Annotated in this window: 17 protein-coding genes; 13 read left to right on the forward strand and 4 right to left on the reverse strand. The window is 57.9% G+C overall.

Annotation, left to right across the window (positions count from 1 at the left end; genetic code table 11):
* Positions 1–189 precede the first annotated feature (189 nt).
* The 11 genes from nrdH (at position 190) to G538_RS0105290 (ending at position 17643) form a co-directional block, all read left to right on the forward strand.
* Positions 190–432, forward strand: a complete 243-nt coding sequence (gene nrdH, locus G538_RS0105240) for a glutaredoxin-like protein NrdH (protein WP_029068497.1) — start codon at positions 190–192, stop codon at positions 430–432.
* Between the two features lie 70 nt (positions 433–502).
* Positions 503–919 carry a class Ib ribonucleoside-diphosphate reductase assembly flavoprotein NrdI gene (nrdI, locus tag G538_RS0105245; RefSeq protein WP_029068498.1) on the forward strand — a complete coding sequence of 139 codons (417 nt, stop codon included), beginning with the start codon at positions 503–505 and terminating at the stop codon, positions 917–919.
* The gene (nrdE, locus tag G538_RS0105250) at positions 916–3033 is read left to right on the forward strand and encodes a class 1b ribonucleoside-diphosphate reductase subunit alpha (RefSeq protein WP_157544304.1); all 2118 of its coding nucleotides are present in this window, start codon (positions 916–918) and stop codon (positions 3031–3033) included. The genes nrdI and nrdE overlap by 4 nt, the downstream gene beginning before the upstream one ends.
* A 46-nt stretch (positions 3034–3079) precedes the next feature.
* The gene (nrdF, locus tag G538_RS0105255) at positions 3080–4057 is read left to right on the forward strand and encodes a class 1b ribonucleoside-diphosphate reductase subunit beta (RefSeq protein WP_029068500.1); all 978 of its coding nucleotides are present in this window, start codon (positions 3080–3082) and stop codon (positions 4055–4057) included.
* 531 nt (positions 4058–4588) lie between these two features.
* Positions 4589–7858, forward strand: coding sequence for a helicase-related protein (locus G538_RS0105260; RefSeq protein ID WP_029068501.1), 3270 nt, complete (start codon positions 4589–4591; stop codon positions 7856–7858).
* Positions 7855–8520: a DUF4391 domain-containing protein gene (locus G538_RS0105265; RefSeq protein WP_029068502.1), complete on the forward strand. Its 666-nt coding sequence runs from the start codon at positions 7855–7857 to the stop codon at positions 8518–8520. The genes G538_RS0105260 and G538_RS0105265 overlap by 4 nt, the downstream gene beginning before the upstream one ends.
* Before the next feature lie 18 nt (positions 8521–8538).
* The gene (locus G538_RS15205) at positions 8539–10359 is read left to right on the forward strand and encodes a site-specific DNA-methyltransferase (protein ID WP_051196590.1); all 1821 of its coding nucleotides are present in this window, start codon (positions 8539–8541) and stop codon (positions 10357–10359) included.
* 61 nt (positions 10360–10420) lie between these two features.
* Entirely contained in the window at positions 10421–12394 is a 1974-nt protein-coding gene (locus G538_RS0105275; RefSeq protein ID WP_029068503.1) for a site-specific DNA-methyltransferase, read from the forward strand.
* Positions 12395–12402: 8 nt separating this feature from the next.
* Entirely contained in the window at positions 12403–14148 is a 1746-nt protein-coding gene (locus G538_RS0105280; RefSeq protein ID WP_029068504.1) for an RNA-binding domain-containing protein, read from the forward strand.
* 4 nt (positions 14149–14152) lie between these two features.
* Entirely contained in the window at positions 14153–17302 is a 3150-nt protein-coding gene (locus G538_RS0105285) for a type III restriction-modification system endonuclease (RefSeq protein WP_245566798.1), read from the forward strand.
* A complete protein-coding gene (locus G538_RS0105290; RefSeq protein ID WP_029068506.1) occupies positions 17299–17643 on the forward strand; it encodes a hypothetical protein in 345 nt (114 codons plus the stop codon). The genes G538_RS0105285 and G538_RS0105290 overlap by 4 nt, the downstream gene beginning before the upstream one ends.
* A gap of 113 nt (positions 17644–17756) precedes the next feature.
* On the opposite strand, the gene G538_RS17950 is transcribed toward G538_RS0105290, so the two are convergent.
* The 3 genes from G538_RS17950 to G538_RS0105310 all read right to left on the reverse strand — a co-directional run bounded on the left by G538_RS17950 (position 17757) and on the right by G538_RS0105310 (position 20139).
* Positions 17757–17912 (reverse strand): hypothetical protein, encoded by a 156-nt coding sequence (locus G538_RS17950; RefSeq protein WP_157544305.1) that lies wholly within the window; start codon positions 17910–17912, stop codon positions 17757–17759.
* Between the two features lie 632 nt (positions 17913–18544).
* A complete protein-coding gene (locus G538_RS0105305) occupies positions 18545–19054 on the reverse strand; it encodes a phosphoribosyltransferase (protein ID WP_029068507.1) in 510 nt (169 codons plus the stop codon).
* An 86-nt stretch (positions 19055–19140) separates the two neighbouring features.
* Positions 19141–20139 (reverse strand): FKBP-type peptidyl-prolyl cis-trans isomerase, encoded by a 999-nt coding sequence (locus G538_RS0105310; protein WP_029068508.1) that lies wholly within the window; start codon positions 20137–20139, stop codon positions 19141–19143.
* Positions 20140–20310: 171 nt separating this feature from the next.
* On the opposite strand from G538_RS0105310, the gene G538_RS0105315 reads away from it, so the two are divergent.
* Complete coding sequence (locus G538_RS0105315; protein ID WP_029068509.1) at positions 20311–20601, forward strand: hypothetical protein; 291 nt, start codon at positions 20311–20313, stop codon at positions 20599–20601.
* A gap of 60 nt (positions 20602–20661) precedes the next feature.
* A complete protein-coding gene (locus G538_RS0105320; protein ID WP_029068510.1) occupies positions 20662–21468 on the forward strand; it encodes an alpha/beta fold hydrolase in 807 nt (268 codons plus the stop codon).
* Here the strand turns inward: G538_RS0105320 and G538_RS0105325 are convergent.
* Positions 21451–21873 (reverse strand): hypothetical protein, encoded by a 423-nt coding sequence (locus tag G538_RS0105325; RefSeq protein WP_029068511.1) that lies wholly within the window; start codon positions 21871–21873, stop codon positions 21451–21453. The genes G538_RS0105320 and G538_RS0105325 overlap by 18 nt on opposite strands.
* Positions 21874–21875 lie beyond the last annotated feature (2 nt).

Here is a 21875-nt window from a genome sequence, read left to right on the forward strand (position 1 = left end):
CGGAATCAAACACTAGGTATAGTGGTTGAACGTGAACGGGGCGCTACTGGATAACGAAGATTTTTCCGGTAGTGAAAGGTGTCTTAACCCCTCATCACCACAGACTAAACAACAGATAGACGGTGTCTTTCCAGCTGGGTTTCCGAACCACTAGCGCCAAGCACCCCCCACACCGAGGAGTTACCGACGATGAGCGTTACCGTCTACAGCAAGCCCTCCTGCGTTCAGTGCGATGCGACCTACCGTGCGCTCGACAAGAAGGGCGTTGCCTACACGGTTATCGACCTGACGCAGGACCCAGAAGCCATGGACATGGTTCGCGGCTTGGGTTACATGCAGGCCCCCGTTGTTGTTGCAGGCGATGACCACTGGGCCGGGTTCCGCCCCGACCGTATCGCAGCCGTTGCTGCACAGGTTTCCGTCTCCGCATAAGTGATGTCACCGTGACGCCCTGCGGGGCGTCACGTGTGCTGAGCGTTTCGAAGGCATGGAAAGGGAGAAGATGTCGAACCTCATTTACTTCTCCAGCGCATCTGAGAACACCCACCGTTTTGTGGAAAAGCTGAAGCTTCCCGCACAACGCATCCCCCTCCTCCCGCGGGAGGGCCACCTGACAGCAACCGAACCTTTTGTGCTGATCCTGCCCACATATGGGAGTGGCAAAGAAGGTGGGGCTGTCCCGAAACAAGTTATCCGGTTCCTCAATGACGAGAACAACCGGTCACTGATCCGCGGCGTGATCGCTGCGGGAAACACCAACTTCGGTGAGACCTACTGTCTTGCCGGCAAGATTATCTCGGCCAAGTGCAAGGTGCCTTACCTGTACGGGTTCGAACTGCTAGGGACATCTGAGGATGTCCATCGAGTACGTGAAGGATTGAGAGTATTTTGGCAACGTCAATCGCAGATCCCAGCATGACGACACAAATGGACTACCACGCGCTCAACGCGATGTTGAACCTGTACGGGCCCAACGGTGAAATTCAGTTCGAAAAAGACCGTGAAGCTGCTCGCCAGTACTTCTTGCAGCACGTCAACCAGAACACTGTTTTCTTCCACACGCTCGATGAAAAACTCGACTACCTGGTGGAGAACGAGTACTACGAAGCTGACGTGCTTGAGCGTTACAGCCGCGAGTCCATTAAGGGCATCTTTGAGCTTGCCTACTCAAAGAAGTTCCGTTTTGAAACGTTCCTTGGTGCGTTTAAGTACTACACCTCGTACACGCTCAAAACTTTTGACGGCAAGCGGTACCTTGAGCGTTTCGAAGACCGCGTGTGCATGGTCGCGTTGACACTCGCTGACGGTGATGAGCAGTTGGCTCGTCACCTTGTTGAGGAAATTATCTCTGGGCGTTTCCAGCCTGCTACCCCCACGTTCCTCAACTCGGGCAAGAAGCAACGCGGCGAGCCCGTCTCCTGCTTCTTGTTACGCATCGAAGACAACATGGAGTCCATTGCGCGCGCCGTGAACTCTGCGCTGCAGTTGTCTAAGCGTGGCGGTGGCGTGGCGCTTCTCATGTCTAACCTGCGTGAGTTTGGTGCCCCGATCAAGAAGATCGAAAACCAGTCATCTGGTGTCATCCCTGTGATGAAGTTGCTGGAAGACTCGTTCTCCTACGCCAACCAGTTGGGTGCCCGTCAAGGCGCTGGCGCCGTGTACTTGCACGCCCACCACCCCGACATCATGCGGTTCTTGGACACTAAGCGCGAAAACGCTGACGAGAAGGTGCGCATTAAGACGCTGTCCATTGGTGTGGTCATCCCTGACATCACGTTTGAACTGGCGAAAAAGAACGAGGACATGTACCTCTTCTCGCCATATGACGTGGAACGCATTTACGGCAAACCTTTCGCTGACATCAACGTCAGCGACGTCTACCACGAGATGGTCGACGATGCGCGGATCCGTAAAACGAAGATCAAAGCTCGTGACTTCTTCCAAACCATTGCCGAGTTGCAGTTCGAATCTGGCTACCCGTATGTGATGTTCGAAGACACCGTGAACCGGGCGAACCCTATCGCCGGGAAAATCACGCACTCAAACCTGTGCTCGGAGATCCTGCAGGTCTCAACCCCGTCAACGTTCAACGAGGACCTCTCGTATGACGAAATCGGGCGCGACATTTCTTGCAACTTGGGATCACTGAACATCGCCAAGGTGATGGATGGTGGAAACCTGGGGGAGACCGTTAACGCTGCTATTCGTGCGTTGACTGCCGTGTCTGACCAAACCTCCATCGAGTCGGTTCCGTCCATCAAGCACGGCAACGAGTTGGGTCACGCTATTGGTCTGGGCCAAATGAACCTGCACGGTTTCCTCGCCCGCGAACACATTTACTACGGTTCACCAGAGGGCATCGACTTCACGTCCATGTACTTCTACGCCGTGGCATTCCACGCGATTCGCGCATCGAACCAGCTGGCCATTGAACGCGGCCGGGCATTTGGTGGGTTTGAACAGTCAACCTACGCGTCTGGTACTTATTTTGATAAGTACACCGAGAAGGTGTGGGCGCCACAAACACAGCGTGTGCGTGAACTGTTTGACCAGTTCGGCATTGCACTGCCCACCCAGGATGACTGGCGTGAACTGAAAGCTTCAGTCATGGAGCACGGTATTTACAACCAGAACCTCCAGGCTGTGCCACCGACTGGGTCAATCTCGTACATCAACAACTCAACCTCCTCGATCCACCCGATCGTGTCGAAGATTGAGATCCGTAAAGAGGGCAAGATTGGGCGCGTGTACTACCCTGCGCCCTACATGACGAACGACAACCTCGAGTACTATCAGGACGCGTACGAGATCGGTTTCGAGAAGATCATCGACACCTACGCGGCTGCGACAGAACACGTGGACCAAGGGCTTTCGTTGACCTTGTTCTTCAAGGACACCGCAACCACCCGTGACGTCAACCGCGCACAAATTTACGCTTGGCGTAAAGGCATCAAAACGTTGTACTACATTCGCCTGCGCCAACTAGCTTTGATGGGCACCGAGGTTGAAGGTTGCGTCTCGTGCATGCTTTAACCACGACGCCATCTGACACCAACGGCTCTGAGACACAAGGAGTGACATGTCCACCGGAAAGCTGAAGCTGATTGACAGCGTGACAGCGATCAACTGGAACCGCATCGAGGACGACAAAGACCTCGAAGTGTGGGACCGGCTTGTTGGGAACTTCTGGCTCCCTGAGAAGGTACCCGTTTCTAACGACATCCAATCGTGGGCGACTCTCACCAAAGAGGAACAAGAACTCACCACCCGTGTGTTCACTGGGTTGACGTTGCTGGACACCATCCAGGGAACCGTAGGTGCTGTCTCGCTGATCCCCGATGCGCTCACCCCGCACGAGGAAGCGGTACTGACGAACATTGCGTTCATGGAGTCCGTGCACGCAAAGTCGTACTCCTCAATTTTCTCTACACTGATTTCCACCCAGGAAATTGACACAGCGTTCCGCTGGTCTGAGGAAAACCCTCACCTGCAGCGCAAAGCGGAAATCATTTTGCAGTACTACCGCGGTGAAGACCCATTGAAGCGTAAGGTCGCCTCCACCCTGTTGGAGTCGTTCTTGTTCTACTCCGGGTTCTACCTGCCCATGTACTGGTCAAGCCACGCCAAGCTCACCAACACAGCTGACCTGATCCGCCTCATTATTCGTGACGAGGCTGTGCACGGTTACTACATTGGGTATAAGTTCCAAAAGGGCTTGGAAACGGAAACCCCAGAACGCCGGGAAGAGCTCAAGGCGTACACCTACGAACTTCTGTTCGAGTTGTATGAGAACGAGGTCGCTTACACCGAGTCCTTGTATGACGGTGTTGGTTTGACTGAGGACGTCAAGAAGTTCCTGCGGTACAACGCCAACAAAGCACTCATGAACTTGGGGTACGAGGCGTTGTTCCCCAAGGATGAAACCGACGTCAACCCAGCCATCCTCTCCGCACTGTCACCCAACGCAGACGAGAACCACGACTTCTTCTCTGGGTCAGGGTCCTCCTACGTCATCGGTAAAGCAGTGACCACACAAGACGAAGACTGGGATTTCTAAGAGGTACTCTTAGAGAACCTTGGACCCTGTAGTGGGCGGTCGAAGGGTCCGGAACCAGCGGATTTCCGCTGCTTCCGGGCCTTTCGCGTACCCTCTGCTTGACGTCAGAAGAGGACGGAAAAGGCCAGAAATTACCATTCGGGGTGGCGCATGCATCCGTTCGTGTCAGCCCGAATGGGAGTTCCTTGAGGAATCTACGAAACCTGTCGTAGCCCCCTTGCGCTCTGGCTTCCGACGCACCACACCTGCTCACATTAGGAGAAATCCCGCTCTTTTCCGGTTGTGCACGATATCGTAGAACTGACTTCGGGCTGAGAGGGAGGGAAACTGTGACCGTGCCGTGGCTTTCTGCCGATGACATGACCTCCTACCACGGGGTTACCAGAGACGCTCGCTACATACCTGGAACGCCGAGAAGAATATGCCTGTCCACAAAATCGGGCGCCTCTGGAAGTTCCAAACGACCGAAGTTGACTACCGAGTTCGTTGCGGAAGCACTGCTGCTGAGCCGTATGAGTAGGAAGGCTGAAGTTGCGGATTATCAACAACGTTAATGACCTGCTTGGGGAGGACCTCAAGGCCGAGATCAGATCAGGCTCGAAGGTGCGTATCGCCGCTTCGTCCTTTTCGATATTCGCATTCGAAGCCCTCCGTAAGGAACTGGGGCAAATCGAAGAGCTGAAGTTCATTTTTACGTCGCCTACCTTTGTGACAGAGAAGGTGACTGACAAGCTTCGCAAGGAACGTCGCGAGTTCTTCGTTGCCCCAACAGCGGAGTCAACACTCGCGGGGTCCGAGTTCGAGATCAAGCTGCGTAACAAGCTGACCCAGCGCGCTATCGCACGTGAGTGCGCTGACTGGATTCGCGCCAAAGTGTCGTTCCGTTCGAACGCGAATGACAAAGCGATTCAGGCTCTTGCGGCACTTGATGATCACGCCGCATACTTTCCGATCCAGGGGTTCACAACGGCTGATCTCGGTTACGAGCGTGGCTCGGCCGTTTCGAATGTAGTTACAAAGTTCGAGGGAGTAGGGGAGACTCAGCAATTCCTCGCCATCTTTGACCAGATCTGGAATGACCCCGAACAACTGCATGACGTGACACAAGCGGTTTATGGGCACATCGCGACCGTCTACGCAGAGAACTCTCCCGCCCGCATTTACTTCCTGATCCTCTACAACCTATTCTCCGCTTACCTCGACGACCTCACTGAAGATGTGCTTCCGAACGACCGCACCGGATACCAGGAAACGAAGGTTTGGCAGAGTCTCTATAACTTTCAACGCGATGCGGCTACCGGCATCATCAACAAGCTGGAGACGTACAACGGCTGTATCCTCGCCGATAGCGTCGGACTCGGCAAAACTTTCACCGCGCTCGCGGTCATCAAGTACTACGAATTGCGTAACAAGTCTGTGCTCGTGCTGTGCCCAAAGAAACTCGCGGAGAACTGGACGAACTACAACGCCAACCTTACAACCAACATCTTCGCAAGTGACCGTTTCAACTATGACGTGCTCGCACATAGCGATCTCTCCCGCACGAAGGGAGAGTCGCTCGGGCTGCGCCTTGACCGCATCAACTGGGGCAACTACGACCTTGTCGTGATTGATGAGTCGCACAACTTCCGCAATGCTGACTATGCCGAGGAGAAAGAGTCGCGCTACCAGCGGCTCATGCGCAAGGTCATCCGCGAGGGGGTGAAGACCAAGGTGCTAATGCTTTCGGCTACTCCTGTGAACAACAGATTTAATGATCTCAAGAATCAGCTCCAGCTGGCTTACGAGGGTGAGTCCGAGAACCTCTCACAGCATCTTGACCTTTCGACTTCGGTGGAGAAGGTCTTTTCTGATGCGCAGCGTGTATTCAATGAGTGGTCGAAGCTTGGTGCTGCGGATCGGACAACGGATCGGATCTTGCAGATGCTTGACTTCGACTTTTTCGAGCTGCTTGACTCTGTGACTATCGCTCGGTCGCGGAAACACATTCAAGCGTTTTATGACACTACGGAAGTTGGATCGTTCCCTGAGCGGCGCTCACCGGTCTCGGTCCGGGAGCCGTTGACCGATTTGCCAACTGTGCCGACCTTCAACGAGATCTTCGAGCATTTGGATGCGCTCACAATGGCTGTCTACACGCCGTTGGAGTACGTCTTCAAGAGCAGGCTTTCAAAGTATGAAGACCTCTACAACGTGACCGGAGGTACCGCACGGTCGAACCTTGGGCAACGCGGCAGGGAGCAGGGATTGAAGAAGCTCATGACAGTGAACCTGCTCAAACGACTAGAGAGTTCTGTCGACGCGTTTCGCCTTACGTTGGAGAAGATTCAGGCATCGGTTACTCGGACTTACCAGTTGATCAGTAACCACGCGGGCAATCTGGCTGATCTGAGCCCAGAACTCGCCGACATGGATTTCGACGCTGGTGACGAAGGCGACGCCAACATTGAGGCGCTCTCGTATGGCGAGAAGATCAAAATCGACTTGAATGACATCGATATTGAATCGTGGCAACGCGACCTGTGGAATGACCGCGAAATCCTTTGCGAGTTGCTCGACGAGATGAATAAGATTACTCCAGTGCACGATCTCAAACTCCAGAAACTGAGTCGTCTCATTGAGCATAAGTCGCAGCACCCCATTAACGACAACAACCGTAAGGTACTCGTTTTCTCCGCATTTGCAGACACTGCAAACTACCTATACCGCGAGCTTGCCCCAGTGCTTAAAGATATTGGCCTTGAGAGCGCCGTCATCACAGGGGGTGATCATGGAGCGAAGACGACACTCGGTACGGGGCTAGACTTCCAGCAAATCATGACCCTGTTTTCGCCGAGATCGAAGCAACGCGAGGTAACCATGCCGAAAGACACTCGTGACCTCGACGTGCTCATCGGCACCGATGTCATCAGCGAGGGCCAAAACCTTCAAGACTGCGACTACCTCGTCAACTATGACATCCACTGGAACCCCGTACGCATCATCCAGCGCTTCGGGCGCATCGACCGGATTGGGTCCATCAACAAAGAGATCCAGCTCGTCAACTTCTGGCCGGACATCACTCTCGATGAGTACATCAACCTCAAGGACCGCGTCGAAAGCCGCATGGTCATCGCTGATATCGCCGGAACTGCCGACGACAATGTGCTCACCCTCGAAGACTCTGACGCGGTCTTCCGGAAGGAACAGCTCCGCAAGCTCCAGGACGACGTCATCGAACTTGAAGATGTTCGAACTGGTGTCTCGATCACCGACCTTGGCCTCAACGACTTCCGGATGGATCTCCTCGGCTACATCAAGGAATATGGTGACCTCGCCGCCGTACCTAAAGGACTTCACGCGGTGATCCCGGCGGCACCAGACAAAGGCCTCGTGCCAGGTGTGATCTTTGCGCTCCGCAACGTCAACGCTGACGAACACATCAACCGAGGGAACCGGCTCCACCCGCATTATCTCGTCTACCTTGACGAGCACGGCGACGTGGTTTCAAATCACACGGAAGCCAAGCACCTCCTTGACCTCCTTCGGAGCGGCTGCCGTCCCTTTGAAGAACCAGTCGAGGACGTCGTCAAGGCGTTCAATGAGGCTACGGCCGAGGGGGCTCGCATGGGGAAGTACTCGGAGTTGCTGACTGACGCAATCCACTCGATGATCGAAGTTACCGAAGAACGTGACATTGACAGCCTCTTCACCGGCGGGTACACGACAGCGCTCACGCAGACGATTGCGGGGCTTGACGACTTCGAGCTGATCGCATTCGTCGCAGTCGTCCCCCCGAGCAGTAGCAGCGGTCGGTCATGAGAGATGTGCTGTACTGCTGGCCCGAAGCCGCGAAGTTCGGACGACGAATACCGAAAGAACGGTTCTACGAGCAAGGCACAGTCTCGACGTCGACACGAGAGCGCTTTGTCTCTGACGTCGCACGCATTACCTGGGCGTTCAAGCTTGCTGAGCCCACAATCCACCTTCCTGATAACGAGTCCGTTCCTGAGATTCAGGTCTTCCGCATCGATGCTAAGGACGAAGACGTCTCTGAACACGTCTTGGCGGCGATTGACAAGGTGATCCCATCACCCATAGTCTTCGAACTGGCGCGAAACATCTCGGGAGATGAGCAGGTGCGCATGGTAGCGGCCCACAAGCAGCCGGGCTCAAATTCCCCGAAGATTAGCCGGTACTTCAGCACTGATTGGATAGCCGCCGATGTTGACCGGCACCCACTTCCAACGGCCATTAGCTTGCCCGCGCTGTACGCAGCTCTCCTGGAGCCTCTGACCGAGATAGAGGTGCGACCCGGCGAGGCGATGTCGGAGGTTGCTGACAGAATTAAAGAGGTCGGCAAGCTCGAACGCGAGGTCGCGTCCTTGGAACGCAAGCTCCGAACTGAGCCACAGTTCAACCGCAAGGTCGCCCTCCGCCGGGCACTCAAGACGAAGCAACACGAACTGGAACAGCAGAGGTAGCCCGTGGAGAGACTACGAATGACATCACCCGACCTCACGCAGGCCAACATCGACAAGATCGCCGAACTGTTCCCCAGCGTCGTCACCGAGAGTTCAGACGTCGACGGCAACCTCGCGCGAGCGGTTGACTTCGACCTGCTGCGTCAGGAACTCAGCGACCACATCGTAGAGGGTCCGCAGGAGCGATACCGGCTCGACTGGCCCGGCAAGCGTGCCGCCGCCTTCGCAGCGAACGCACCGGTCGCCAAGACCCTCCGTCCTGTTCGTGAGGAGTCGGTGGACTTCGACACCACGAAGAACCTCTTCATCGAAGGCGACAACCTCGACGCACTCAAGCTGCTCCAGGAGTCATACCTCGGCAAAGTCAAGCTGATCTACATCGACCCGCCCTACAACACCGGGAACGACTTTGTCTACAACGACGATTTTGCGGAAACGACCGACGAGTATTTGACGCGGTCCGGGCAGAGCAATGGCACAGGGGTTCGACTCACCGCCAACCCGGAGTCGAACGGGCGGTTCCACTCTGACTGGCTGAGCATGATGTATCCGCGCCTAAAGTTGGCAAGGAACCTCCTAGCCGAGGACGGCCTCATTTTCATCAGTGTTGACTCACACGAAGTGCACAACCTGATAAAGATCTGTGACGAAGTGTTCGGGTCGGGAAGCCACAAGAACACGATCGCCGTCCGGCGCGGGATCAAGAACGTTCAAGCCCAGTTCGAAGATGTGAGCGCGCTATCGCAAGGCCATGAGTATGTACTGATGTACGCGCGTAGTGGAGCGGTCCGTTTGCCGAAGCTGTCACTTGCTCATGTGGAATCGAAGTCGGGAAAGTGGGACACCTTCTGGCGAGGAACCGACCGCCCCACGATGCGGTACGAACTCTTCGGCTCTACTCCCATCTCGGGACAGTGGCGTTGGGAGGAAGGTCGGGCGAGGGAGGCAGTTCAGAACTACGAGGCATACCTCGCTCAGCACTCTAACAACATCAGCCTGGATGACTACTACCTTGACCATCTGACTGCGACGAACGTCAAGCTCAACTTCGTGCGCCAGAACGGCGATGCCGTGGTCCAGTACTACGTGCCACCGAGTGAGGGAAAGTTGCTTAGCGACAACTGGATGGACCTTACGCTGAGCGGCAATGAGACCGATGAGTTTGATACCGAGAAGAGTGTGGCGTTCCTATCGCGGATCATCGGATGGGTAACCCGTCACGATGACGTTGTGATGGACTTCTTTGCAGGCTCAGGGACTACCGGCCACGCGGTGTTCGCGGTGAATGAAGCCGATGGTGGCCAGCGGCGGTTCATCCTGGTTCAACTACCCGAGCGGGTCGCCGGGCAGGAGGGAACCTCGATCTCGGAAGTCACGCGCGACCGGTTGAAGAAGGCCGGTGCCCCCCGCGCGGCTCTTGGGACAGACAATGGATTCCGTGCTTTGTGCGTCGATTCGACGAACATGTATGACACGTCCGCGCATGCCGACGTGCTTGGTCAGGGAGAGCTTGACGGTCTGATCGGCAGCGTGAAGCCCGACCGTACGGGTGAAGACCTGTTGTTCCAGGTGTTGCTCGACTGGGGCTTGGAACTCACGATGCCGATCAAGAAGGAGACTATCGATAGCTTCGAGGTGTACGACGTTGAGGAGGGCACGTTGATCCTGTGTACACGTCCGCGTGAGGCACGCGATTCTCTCTCTCTCTCTCTCTCTCTCTCTCTCTCTCTCTCGGGCTGCCGCGGCCATCGCGGAGCGTCAGCCGCTCCGTGTTGTGTTCCTCGACGAAGACTTCGCGGACGATGCGGAGCGCATCAACGTCGGGCAGGTGTTCAGTGAACGCTCGCCACACACTGAGGTCAAAACCATATGACCGTCGCTCGCTGGTCGGTGGTGTGTGATGGAGAAGCGCACGCTGCACACGCCCGACATCACTGGTCGCAACCTCGAACGGCTCGCCGACCTGTTCCCGCAGGTCATCACCGAATCGAGAGATGCGGAGGGCAACGTGTCCCTCGCCGTTGATTTTGATCTTCTCCGACAAGAACTCTCCGACCACGTGGTCGAGGGGGCGCAGGAGCGGTACCGGCTCGACTGGCCCGGTAAGCGTGCGGCGGCCTTCGCCGCTAACACTCCGATCGCGAAGACCCTCCGGCCTCTTCGTGAGGAGTCCGTTGACTTCGACACAACGAAGAACCTCTTCATCGAAGGCGACAACCTAGACGCCCTCAAGCTGCTCCAGGAGTCGTACCTCGGCAGGGTGAAGCTGATCTACATCGACCCGCCTTACAACACTGGAAATGACTTCGTCTACGACGATGATTTCGCCGAGTCGAGTGCCGAGTACCTCGCCCGCTCGGGCCAGAGGTCGGAGGCGGGAGACCGCCTCGTCGCGAACACCGAGGCGAACGGCCGATTCCATTCCGACTGGCTGAGCATGATCTACTCCCGGCTGAAGTTGGCTCGGAGTCTATTGACCGATGACGGGGTAATGATCGTCGCTATCGACGATCACGAGCACGCGAATCTGAGATCGCTGCTTGACATGGTCTTCGGTGCGGACAACTTCCTCGCCGACGTGGTATGGCAGGGCTCGGGGAAGAATGATGCTCGATTCACCTCGGGTGGGCTCGACTACATGCTCATCTACGCACGGAGTAAGACAACCCTCATCGGCCTCGACGTACGCTTCAAAGGGCCTAAGCGAGGCTACGACGACGTCATGGAGGCAGGTCGCCGGGCTTGGGAGGAATCTGGGCATGACGCCGGGCGTGCGACTGTGCTCTACCGAGACTGGTGGAAGACGAAGCCGGATGTCGAAGCTGGGCTCAAGGCATACCGCGATATCGACGAGCTCGGGCAGATCTTCACGCGAGACAATCTTGCCAGTCCAAATCCACGGGAGAACTTGCAGTACGAAGTCCTTCACCCCGTCACCAGACAGCCTGTTCCTATGCATGAGTACGGGTGGCGGTTATCGCGCGAGGCCATGGAAGAGCGCATCGCGCAAGACCGAATCCTCTTCGGCGCGGATCACACCACCACGCCGCGGTTCAAGCGGCTCCTGGGCGACATGGACCGGCAGGCCATCCGCCCCGTGATCCAGCAGGAGCGAGCCCCCGCGAGCGACGCGTTGACGAAGCTCCTCGACGGCAAGATGTTCGACTATCCCAAAGATGTTGGAGTCTTGGGAACCTGGATCGACGCCGTAACGAGCAGCGACAAAGACGCGATCATTCTCGACTTCTTTGCGGGCTCAGGATCGACGGGGCACGCAGTCATGAATCTCAATGCTGCCGATCAGGGCAACCGGCGTTTCGTTCTGGTGCAGCTCGACGAAGCTCTCGATCTCGGCTCAGACGGACGGAAGCGCGGGTTCACCACTCTCGCTGATGTCGCCCGCGAGCGCCTGCGTCGGGGTGGCGCGCAGGTAAAGCAAGAGGCAGGCCTCTTGGGGTCTGATCTCGATGTCGGCTTCCGCTCTCTGCGCGTTGCTGGGAGCAACAAAGCCGACGTTCTGAGAACTGCGGATGACACAGAACAGCTTCGTCTCGACTCTCTGGCGCCAAGCATCAAGCCGGACCGTTCCAGTGAGGACTTGTTGTTCCAAGTGCTCCTCGACTGGGGACTTGACCTGTCGCTACCGATGACGCGCGAGTTCATCGATCGCCGGGAGGTGCTGTCCGTGGATGCCGATGCGCTGGTCGCGTGCTTCGCGGAGTCTGTGACTCCCGAGGTGGTGCGAGTGATCGCCGAGCGTGGCCCGCTGCGTGCGGTGTTCCGCGACGACGCCTTTGAGTCCGACGCCGCGCGGATCAACGCCGAACAGGTATTCCGCGAGGTGTCGCCCGCGACTGAGGTACGAACGATCTAAGGAACGACATGACCCTGACGAACGACGAACTCAGCGAACTCCTCGATCGGCTGTTGGCCGGCTGGGAGAACGAGGTTGTCGAGTTCAAGGAGGCTGCGCGGCAGTTCTCTGCAGACAAGACCGGTGAGTACGTCTCGGCGCTGAGCAACGAGGCGAACCTCCGCGGGCTCACGTCGGGGTGGCTCGTCTTCGGGGTCTCGAACGCTCGGAAGGTCGTGGGCACGACCCATCTCAACGATGTGCAGCAGCGTCAGACCTTGAAGCACCACATCCATCAGTCCATCGATCAAGGGCTGACCGTCCGCGAGGTCTACGAGGTCATGCACTCGGACAAGCGCGCGGTGCTTCTGGAGGTGCCGGCTGCGCCTCGCGGCATCCCGATCTCGTGGAAGGGCGACTACCGCGCTCGTGCAGGTGAGAGCCTGGTGCCGCTCTCGCTCGACAAGTTGGATGAGATTCGGCGGCAGACCATCAGTGCCGACTGGTCAGCGGTCGTGGTTCCTGACGCCACGCTCGCTCACCTCGATCCCGCGGCGCTCACCCGCGCACGTCAAGGGTTCACCGAACGGTACGCGTCTCGCATCCCTGCGGCTGACATCGCAGCATGGGATGACGCGACGTTCTTGGCCAAGGCCCGGTTAACCCGAGACGGTCAAATCACCCGAGCCGCGCTCCTTCTGCTCGGTGCTGACACCTCAACTCATCTGCTGACCCCGCACCCGGCGCAGATGACCTGGAAGCTCGTTGGCGAGCAGCCGGCGAACGAGCACTTCAGATTGCCCTTCCTGCTGAACACCACGGCGCTCGCGAAGCGCATCCGCAACGTGCAGCTCCGGCTCCTACCCCCAGATGAGTTGATCTATCGAGAGATCAGCAAGTACGACGAACGCAGCCTGCTCGAAGCGCTCTACAACTGCATTGCGCACCAGGACTATACGCGAAACTCTCGGATCATCGTCACCGAGCACCCCGACCGCATCGTGTTCGAAAGCGTTGGCGAGTTTTACGACGGCGCACCCGACGACTACGCCCTGGACGAGCGCACCCCGCGGCAGTACCGCAACCCGTTCCTTGTGGAGGCGATGACAGAGCTAAACCTCATCGACCAGATGGGCTACGGAATCCACCGGATGGTGCAGGACCAGGTCCGTCGCTTCCTGCCGCTGCCCGACTACGACCTCAGCACCGTTGGTGAGGTCAAGCTCACCATCCCGGGCACGGTGATTGACGAGTCCTACTCCCAGCTGCTCATGGTCCAAACCGACCTTCCCCTCGAAGACGTGCTTGCGCTGGATCGGGTGCAGAAGGGACTCGACATCAGCGAGAAGGCCGCCCGACATCTGCGGAGAGTCGGCTTGATCGAGGGCCGTAGACCCCACCGCCGGATCACTCCTCGCGTGGCAGCGTTAACCGGTGCGATGGCCGACTACATCCGTACCCGGCCCCAAGCGGACGCTCACTACGCAGCCTTGCTGACCGATTTTCTCCGCGCGCAGGGACACGCAGACCGTGGTGACGTAGAGGACCTGCTCCGGCCCGCACTCAGCGAAGCGCTCACCGATCAGCAGAAGGCAACCAAGATCACGAACCTCCTGACCAAGCTGCGCCGCCACGGCGTCGTCGTCAACCGCGGCACCCGCACGAAGCCACGATGGGAGCTTTCTTACGCAGGGGACGAAGGCGCGCAGTCCGTGCCCTCACGCAAGAAGGATGACGACGCCAGCGGTACCGCTAGAGGACCAGGATCAGCGTGAGCACATGCATTCACGCCGCCCGCAACCTTCTAGCAGCGACGACGAACAGCGCCGATTGCAGAAAGAAAGACATTCGATGAAGCTACAGTTCAAAGTCCAGCAGTACCAGACCGATGCCGTCGATGCTGTTGTCGAGACCTTCGCCGGGCAGCCGAAGCATGACGGCATCTCCTACCGGATCGACCCCGGCAAGGTCCGTCCCGTGACCGCCCCGGCACTGTTCGAGGCCGAGGAACGCTCGGATGCCGGCCTGCGCAACGCTGAGATCGTCCTGTCAGGAGCGCAACTGCTGGAGAACGTGCACGCAGTACAGCGGTCACGGAACCTCCCGCTATCGGCCAAGCTCGCCTCCAGTGCAGCCGCTCCCGGCGCACCGAACCTTGACGTGGAGATGGAGACGGGCACGGGCAAGACCTACGTCTATATCAAGACGATCATGGAGCTGCACAAGCGGTATGGCTGGTCGAAGTACATCATCGTGGTGCCGTCGGTCGCGATCCGCGAGGGCGTGAAGAAGTCGTTCGACGTGACCGCCGAGCACTTCCAGAAGCTCTACGGCACCAAGCCGCGCTCGTTCATCTACAACTCCTCCCAGCTGCACGAGTTGGAGCGGTTCAGCTCGGATGCCGGGGTGCAGGTGATGATCATCAACATCCACGCGTTCAACGCCACCGGTAAGGATAACCGCCGCATATACGACGAGCTGGACGACTTCCAGTCCCGCCGTCCGATCGACGTGATCAGCGCCAACCGCCCGATCGTGATCATCGACGAGCCGCAGAAGATCGGCGCCCCCAAGTCGCTTGAAGCGCTGTCGCGTTTCAACGCACTAATGCTGCTTCGCTACTCCGCCACCCACAAGGTCGATCACACCAAGGTGCACCGCCTCGACGCCTTGGATGCCTACAACCAGAAGCTCGTAAAGAAGATCGCCGTGCGAGGCATCACCGTGAAGGGCCTCGCCGGATCGACCGCGTACCTGTATCTGGACGCCATCGAGATCGCCAAGGGTGCCAAGCCTCGGGCGCGGGTCGAGATCGAGGTACAAACGGCCTCAGGCATCAAACGGCAGGTCAAGCGCCTCGACATGGGCGCCAATCTTCACGATGTCTCCAACGGGATCGAGGCGTACAAGGGCTTGTTCATCACCGAGGTGGACGCCAACCGCGACGTGATCGAGCTGAGCAACGGTGATGTTGTCGTGGCTGGGCAGCTTGCCGACCGTGATGTGACAGAGGAGACCAAGCGGCGCATCCAGATTCGCGAGGTCATCCGCGCCCATCTGAACAAGGAACGCGAGCTGTTCAGTCAGGACGTCAAGGTGCTTTCGCTATTCTTCATCGATGAGGTCTCCAAGTACCGTGACTACAGCCGCGAGGACACCCTCGGAGACTACGCTCGCATGTTCGAGGAGGAGTACGCCGCGATCCGCGACGAGGTGCTCGGTGAACTTGCTATCGACGCGGCGACCGAGGAGTACCAGGCCTACCTGCGACGCGACGACGTGCGCCGGGTACATGAGGGCTACTTCTCCATCGACAAGAAGACCAAGCACCAGATCGACGGCAAGGTCTCCGGTCGCGGTGACGACAAGGGGCAGTCCACCGACACTGACGCCTACGACCTGATCCTCAAAGACAAGGAACGCCTGCTGTCCTTCGCCGAACCTGTCCGCTTCATCTTCTCCCACTCGGCACTGCGTGAGGGCTGGGACAACCCCAACGTGTTTGTCATGGGCATGCTCAAAAAGAGCGACAACACGATCTCCCGTCGCCAGGAGATCGGACGCGGGCTGCGGCTCGCCGTTGACCAGCACGGGGAGCGGATGGACAACCCCGTCACGGTGCACGACATCAACGAGCTGACCGTCGTCACCGACGAGTCCTACACCGACTTCGTGACCGGCCTCCAACGCGAAATCTCCGAGTCGCTCGCCGCCCGGCCGCGCAAGGCCAGCGTCAAATTCTTCGTTGGCAAGACTATCCAGACGCTCTCGGGCGAGTCGGTCATCGAGGAGGCCGTCGCCCAGGCGCTCTACAAGTACCTGGTCAAGAACGACTACGTGAACGACGACGACACGATCTCCGACGCTTACAAGCAGGCCAAGGAAGACGGGACACTCGCCGCCCCTACTTCTGAGGTACTTAAGCCTGTCATCGACTTCGTATGGCCGCTGGTTGATCTTCTCTACCTTGACCTGCCGGTGCCCACCGATGATCGTAAGCCGAAGAAGATACCGCTGAACGAGGCAAATTTTGCTCGCAAGGAGTTCCAGGACCTGTGGGGCAGGATCAACCACCGCGCCGTCTACCAGGTCGAGTTCGACTCCGGCGAACTGATCCGTAAGGCGATCGACCACCTCGACAAGCACCTCAATGTCGCCGCATTGCAATACGTCGTGCAAGCCGGCCAGCAGCACGAGCGGTTAGAGGCGGACGACCTGACCAGCGGCTCCGGCTTCGCGGTGCAGACCACGCAGACGCACACCGAAACCGTCAGCGCAAACTCGCAGGTGAAGTACGACCTGCTGGGTGAGATCACCGAGAAGACCCAGCTCACCCGGCGCACGGTCGCAGCGATCCTCCGCGGCGTCACGCCAGGAACTTTTGCCAAGTTCCGGCTCAACCCCGAGCAGTTCATCACCGAGGCCGCCCGACTCATCAACGAACAGAAGGCAACGGTCATTGTCGAGCACCTCGCCTACGATACGCTCGAAGACCGCTTCGACTCTGCGATCTTCACCGAGAATCAGACCGCCCAAGACTTCTCGAAGGCAGGGGCGAAGCTCAAGAAGCACGTCTACGACTACGTGGTCACCGACTCCAAGATCGAGCGAGAGTTCGTCACCGAACTCGACACCAGTCACGAGGTCGCCGTCTATGCAAAGCTCCCGCGCGGGTTCTTCATCCCCACGCCCGTTGGCGACTACAACCCGGACTGGGCTATCGCTTTCACCGAGGGCAGCGTGAAGCACGTCTACTTCGTCGCAGAGACCAAGGGCTCGCTGTCCACACTGCAACTCAAGGGCGTTGAGGAGGCCAAGATCGAATGTGCCCGCAAGTTCTTCGCTTCCCTCAGTGAGAAGAACGGCAATGACGTCACCTACGACGTAGTGACCGACTACACCGAACTGATGCAGTTGGTTACGGCATGAGCGACATCAGACTCCCATACGACAGGAGGGGTGAGGCTGAAGTGGTTCTTGAAACCGAGTCGAGCCGCCTCAGTGACACCTTCAGAGGTGACCGTGAAGGGCTCACACTTGAGCAGCAAGCCGAGCTTGCTGGAGCGAAGGCCGGGAACTACGGGTACAACAACCGGGTCACGATTGCGGCCTTAATCGAGGCAATACTCCAGCGGGGCCAACTCTTGCGCTGCAGGCTGCAGGCTGCAAGCCGAGTTCGAACCCTCCTGAAACGACCAGACCTTTCACCCGAACTGGATGCTGCTCGGAGAGTAACCGACTGCACGTGCGGAGGACCACGTCGCTGCTGAGGCCGAAGATGCTGCTACGGCAAAGGCCACAGTGGGAGCTGAGGCTGCAGGTACACCCGGTAGACCATTGCGGAAAACGCAGTCGTCGTGCAGGCGCTGAGTGGTTCCTCACCTCAACTAAGTTCCTTGACCACATTGCCGAGCATCTCGGATTGCTCCGTCAAACCATTAACGACCTCGACGTCGGCGGCGAATGAGGTGAATAGTTCGCTGTCAAAACCGTACCGAAAGTGGTACGGAATTGACTTGAGCAGGGTAGGAGTAACCACGAAACTCAGGCCTTGTCATGCTTTCGCTCAACAGTAAGGGCGTCTCAAATCCCCAGCGTGTCGCTCACGGCGACGTGCACGCTCGATGCATATCCGGTTTTGCGCTTGGATTGTTTCACTCTGAGAGAAACAATCCAAGCATGCAGATTATGAGGTGCTGCGGCTGCTCGCCAATCGTGACGTCACGCTCATGAAGTTCCCCGGCTGCCGGTGTCGGCTCGATGATCACGCGGTTCCTGTTTCCTGATGCCAATATCCATCGAACAAGAAGCTCAACAAGCCACGATTCGCTTCTGTTGCAACGCTTACTACGCACCCCTGCACAACGACTCCAACAGATTGCGTACCCTACAAGGTTTACTGGCACGAGCAAGCACTGGTTACACGGAAGGCTCCGTCGACTTGACGGCGGGCTTGTGCCGCTGGCCCAGACAGACCTAATGGATCTGCCAGCGTGGCAATCACGTCCCTCGTGAACACTCTGGCACTAGACTGCAACGAAAATGGCGGGCAAGCAGTGAAACTGCTTGCCCGCCATTGCTGTCTCTCACAACGCGCTATCACTCACCAAGTGCTGCCACGCACCCCGGACTACGCACCCCGGACGCCAGTGTCACGTCACCGAGGTGGTGTCACGCGTCGATGGAGTGATCCTGGCCGATGGGTGGGAGAGCTGACCAGGGGAAGGTGATCCACTCGTCGGTGTCTTTCCACGAGTAGGTGGGGCGAATAATGGACCGTGGTTTGGTGTACAGCACGGCGGAACGCGCATCGGCGCCCTGCTTTGCGAGCATTTCCATGACCAAAGCCAATGTTCGGCCAGAGTCCGCCACATCATCAACAACCAAAACTTTTTGCCCCGGTAGTTCCTGTGTGTCCATCAGTGGAGGAAGAACCCGAGGGTCAGTGAGGGTTTGACCAATGTCGGTGTAGAACTCGATGTTCATCGTGCCAACACCTTTAGTGCCCAACGCGTACGCCACAGCGCCGCCCGGGACAAGACCGCCGCGTGCAATCGCGACAACAACATCAGGAACAAACCCAGAATCAACGACTTGCTGAGCCAACTCGCGCGCCGCTACTCCGAACTCATCCCATTCCAGTACCTCGCGGATACCGTGTTCGGTGAGAATCTCTGCCATGTATATACCCTAGGGTGTGACAACGCCGGTGAGGAAACGAAAGTCTCCCCACCGGCGAACATCACACCAATTGTGTGGTTGTGGTTTTAGTTCACGCCGAGGACGTCAACTACAAAGATCAAGTCACCCAGTGGTTGGCCTGACTCGCTTTGGCCTTCACCTTCGCCGTAGCCCTTGTCACCGGGGATGATCAGCATGACTTGGGATCCGGCTTTCACACCAGTCAACCCTTCAGTCCAACCGGGGATCACTTGGGTGAGGGAGAAGCCCATGGGCATTCCGCGGCTCCATGAGGAGTCGAACTCCGTGCCGTCAAGCTGCCAGCCGGTGTACTGTGCCCACACGAAGTCTGTTTCAGCGACCGCTGCGCCGTCACCCTCTTTCAAGGTGATGACTTGCATGTCATCAGTGCCCTCGAACCCGTCTGGGATCTCAACAGATGGCTTGCCGGTGTCGTCGAGTGTCACTGTAGGTAGTGAGTCATCACTTTGCTCAACGTCGCTTCCTTGAGCAGTGGTAGGGACATTCGCTTCAGTTTCGACCACGTACACGTATGCAGGGGTGGCGGGAATTTCTGGCATCTCGTCGCTTGCTTCTTGGGCTGGGGTGCCTGGTTGCGCAAGGATAGCTGTTCCGCCTACACCGATTTCTACCATGGCGTTGACGAATGCTTGAGGGATTTGTGTCCCGTCCATCAGCAAGTGCGTGGGGTTGCCTTCATCGTACGTGGACTGGATTCCTTCACCGGTGCTGCCATCAAACACAGACATGTTGACAGCCACGAGGTCACCCTCAGCGATTGCGTCCCCATCACCTGGTGTCACAGCAAGCGCCGCGTTGCCCTCAAAGGACAGTTCACCATCGAAGGACACTGTTGGTGCCTCCTCGTCCTTCACCTCGACGGTGACACCTTCCAACGCGGCTGCATCAGCTGCGGAAGTCGTGTCAGCCTCTGCAGGGGTTTCCTGCCCGGCGGTTGGGGTGTCGGTGGGGTCATCTGTGCTCTCGTCAGAGGAGCAGCCAGCCAGCACCAAAGCTGATGCCATAGCCACTGCAACCAAAGAACGCATAGGGCGAATCTTCACGTGGTTGTCCTTTGTTACCAAGGTGGGAATAGATATGTTCGAAACTCACTCTAACGCTCCTAACTGAGTGTTTGCTGTGTCAGGGGCTGGGAAGAAGGGCCCGGCCACGTTATTGAGCGCCACGAACCGTACAGGTTCGCACATCCCCGCACCGCGCGGCACAATGGATGCATGCCCTCTTCCCGCCGCTCAGGAAAGCGCCCGTACAACGCACCGCACCAGGCGCTCAACCTTGACCGTGTATCAGGTGGAAGGCGAACGGTAACCCGGCGTGGCGACGACTGGACAGTTCAGCCAGTGCGTGGCAACGACAAGGAATACGTGTGCCCAGGATGCCACCGGGTAGTTCCAGCGTGGACCAGTCACATTGTGGCGTGGGCCAACGAATCCCTGTTTGGCCCCCAAGCTGCGCTCGATGCGCGCCGCCACTGGCACACTCACTGCTGGGACATGCAGGAATAGTTGGGCTGGCATCGGCCCGTAGTTTATTGCGACGTTCATTGCCAACAGGAGGCACAAAGTATGACTACTCGCTCTGACTCGACATCCCAAGCGCTACACACTCACACCTTCCAACAAGGCACCGCGGGTTCGCTCGTTCTGCTGCACGGTTTCCCTGTGGACAGCCGCATGTGGCAGTCCTGCGTTCCCTACCTTCCCCCTCAATGGACTGTACTTGGGGTTGATCTGCCCGGGATGGGTGGTTCACGCGACGTCCTCCCAACGGAACCATCGTTGAAGCACTCCGCGCAAGCAGTCGCCGATGTTCTTGAAGGTTTAGGCGGTGGCCCTGTTGTCGTGGCTGGGCTCTCGATGGGCGGTTACGTGTTGATGGCGTTACTGCGCGAACAAAACCACCCTATTGACGGTGCAGCGTTCTTGGACACTCGCGCTAATGCCGATGCCCCAGAAGCTCGGGAGAAGCGCCTCACCATTGCGGCGCAGGTTGTGGAACAACAGTCAGTTGACCCTGTGGCGGGAATGGCAACCGCGACACTGAGTGAACCAGACCTTGCTGCGCGAGACGAAGAGATCCGCCTGATGAGCCAGTGGATTTCCGAACAACGCCCTGACGGCGTTGCGTGGAGTCAGCGCGCTATGGCAGCGCGAGAAGATTCTGTCGGTGTGCTCCGCAGTTATCACGGCCCGGCTGCTGTCATTGTGGGGGAGAACGACGCCCAAGCTGACCCCGCAGCCATGAAAGTCATTCACGGCGCCTTGCCGAACAGCATCATGACGGTTGTTCCTCACGCAGGGCATATGACACCTGTTGAGCAACCAGCAGCCGTGGGGAAAGCCCTCAGTGACCTGCTAGCCCGAGTGGGTTGAGTTCACAACCCGGTCCAATGCTTCACGCAGGTCAAGGGATTCACCATCACGCCCGCCTAACCCAAGGACTAGTGGGGGATCGCTGGGTGTGATGGTGACGCCTGTGAAGCGTTCTCGCAGTGACCCCTGGGTACTCAGAACGTAAAAGTTACCGGCGGTGTCAATGGCGACACTGCGATTTTGTTTGAGATACCAGCCGGTTAAACCGGTGCGGTAGGTGGTGGATCCAGAGTATGCCCGGGCGGTGAGTGGCACAGCGGCGGGACCATGAGACTGAAGTTTCGGCAGATACTGAGCGATGAGTTCGCGTGCTTGCGCTGACTCTTTGGCTCGGCGGCGTTGGAGTTCGGCGTCGAGGTGCTGAGCATTTGCTGTCTTTTGGTCCCGCCAGGCTGTGTCACTCACTG

The sequence above is a fragment of the Jonesia quinghaiensis DSM 15701 genome (genome assembly GCF_000423205.1).
In the GTDB taxonomy this organism is placed as follows: Bacteria; Actinomycetota; Actinomycetes; order Actinomycetales; family Cellulomonadaceae; genus Jonesia; species Jonesia quinghaiensis.

Coding starts and splice junctions, on each gene's coding strand:
- nrdH (WP_029068497.1), top strand. CDS start 190: ATGAGCGTTACCGTCTACAGCAAGCCCTCCTGCGTTCAGTGCGATGCG.
- nrdI (WP_029068498.1), top strand. CDS start 503: ATGTCGAACCTCATTTACTTCTCCAGCGCATCTGAGAACACCCACCGT.
- nrdE (WP_157544304.1), top strand. CDS start 916: ATGACGACACAAATGGACTACCACGCGCTCAACGCGATGTTGAACCTG.
- nrdF (WP_029068500.1), top strand. CDS start 3,080: ATGTCCACCGGAAAGCTGAAGCTGATTGACAGCGTGACAGCGATCAAC.
- G538_RS0105265 (WP_029068502.1), top strand. CDS start 7,855: ATGAGAGATGTGCTGTACTGCTGGCCCGAAGCCGCGAAGTTCGGACGA.
- G538_RS15205 (WP_051196590.1), top strand. CDS start 8,539: ATGACATCACCCGACCTCACGCAGGCCAACATCGACAAGATCGCCGAA.
- G538_RS0105275 (WP_029068503.1), top strand. CDS start 10,421: ATGGAGAAGCGCACGCTGCACACGCCCGACATCACTGGTCGCAACCTC.
- G538_RS0105280 (WP_029068504.1), top strand. CDS start 12,403: ATGACCCTGACGAACGACGAACTCAGCGAACTCCTCGATCGGCTGTTG.
- G538_RS0105285 (WP_245566798.1), top strand. CDS start 14,153: ATGCATTCACGCCGCCCGCAACCTTCTAGCAGCGACGACGAACAGCGC.
- G538_RS0105290 (WP_029068506.1), top strand. CDS start 17,299: ATGAGCGACATCAGACTCCCATACGACAGGAGGGGTGAGGCTGAAGTG.
- G538_RS0105305 (WP_029068507.1), bottom strand. CDS start 19,054: ATGGCAGAGATTCTCACCGAACACGGTATCCGCGAGGTACTGGAATGG.
- G538_RS0105315 (WP_029068509.1), top strand. CDS start 20,311: ATGCCCTCTTCCCGCCGCTCAGGAAAGCGCCCGTACAACGCACCGCAC.
- G538_RS0105320 (WP_029068510.1), top strand. CDS start 20,662: ATGACTACTCGCTCTGACTCGACATCCCAAGCGCTACACACTCACACC.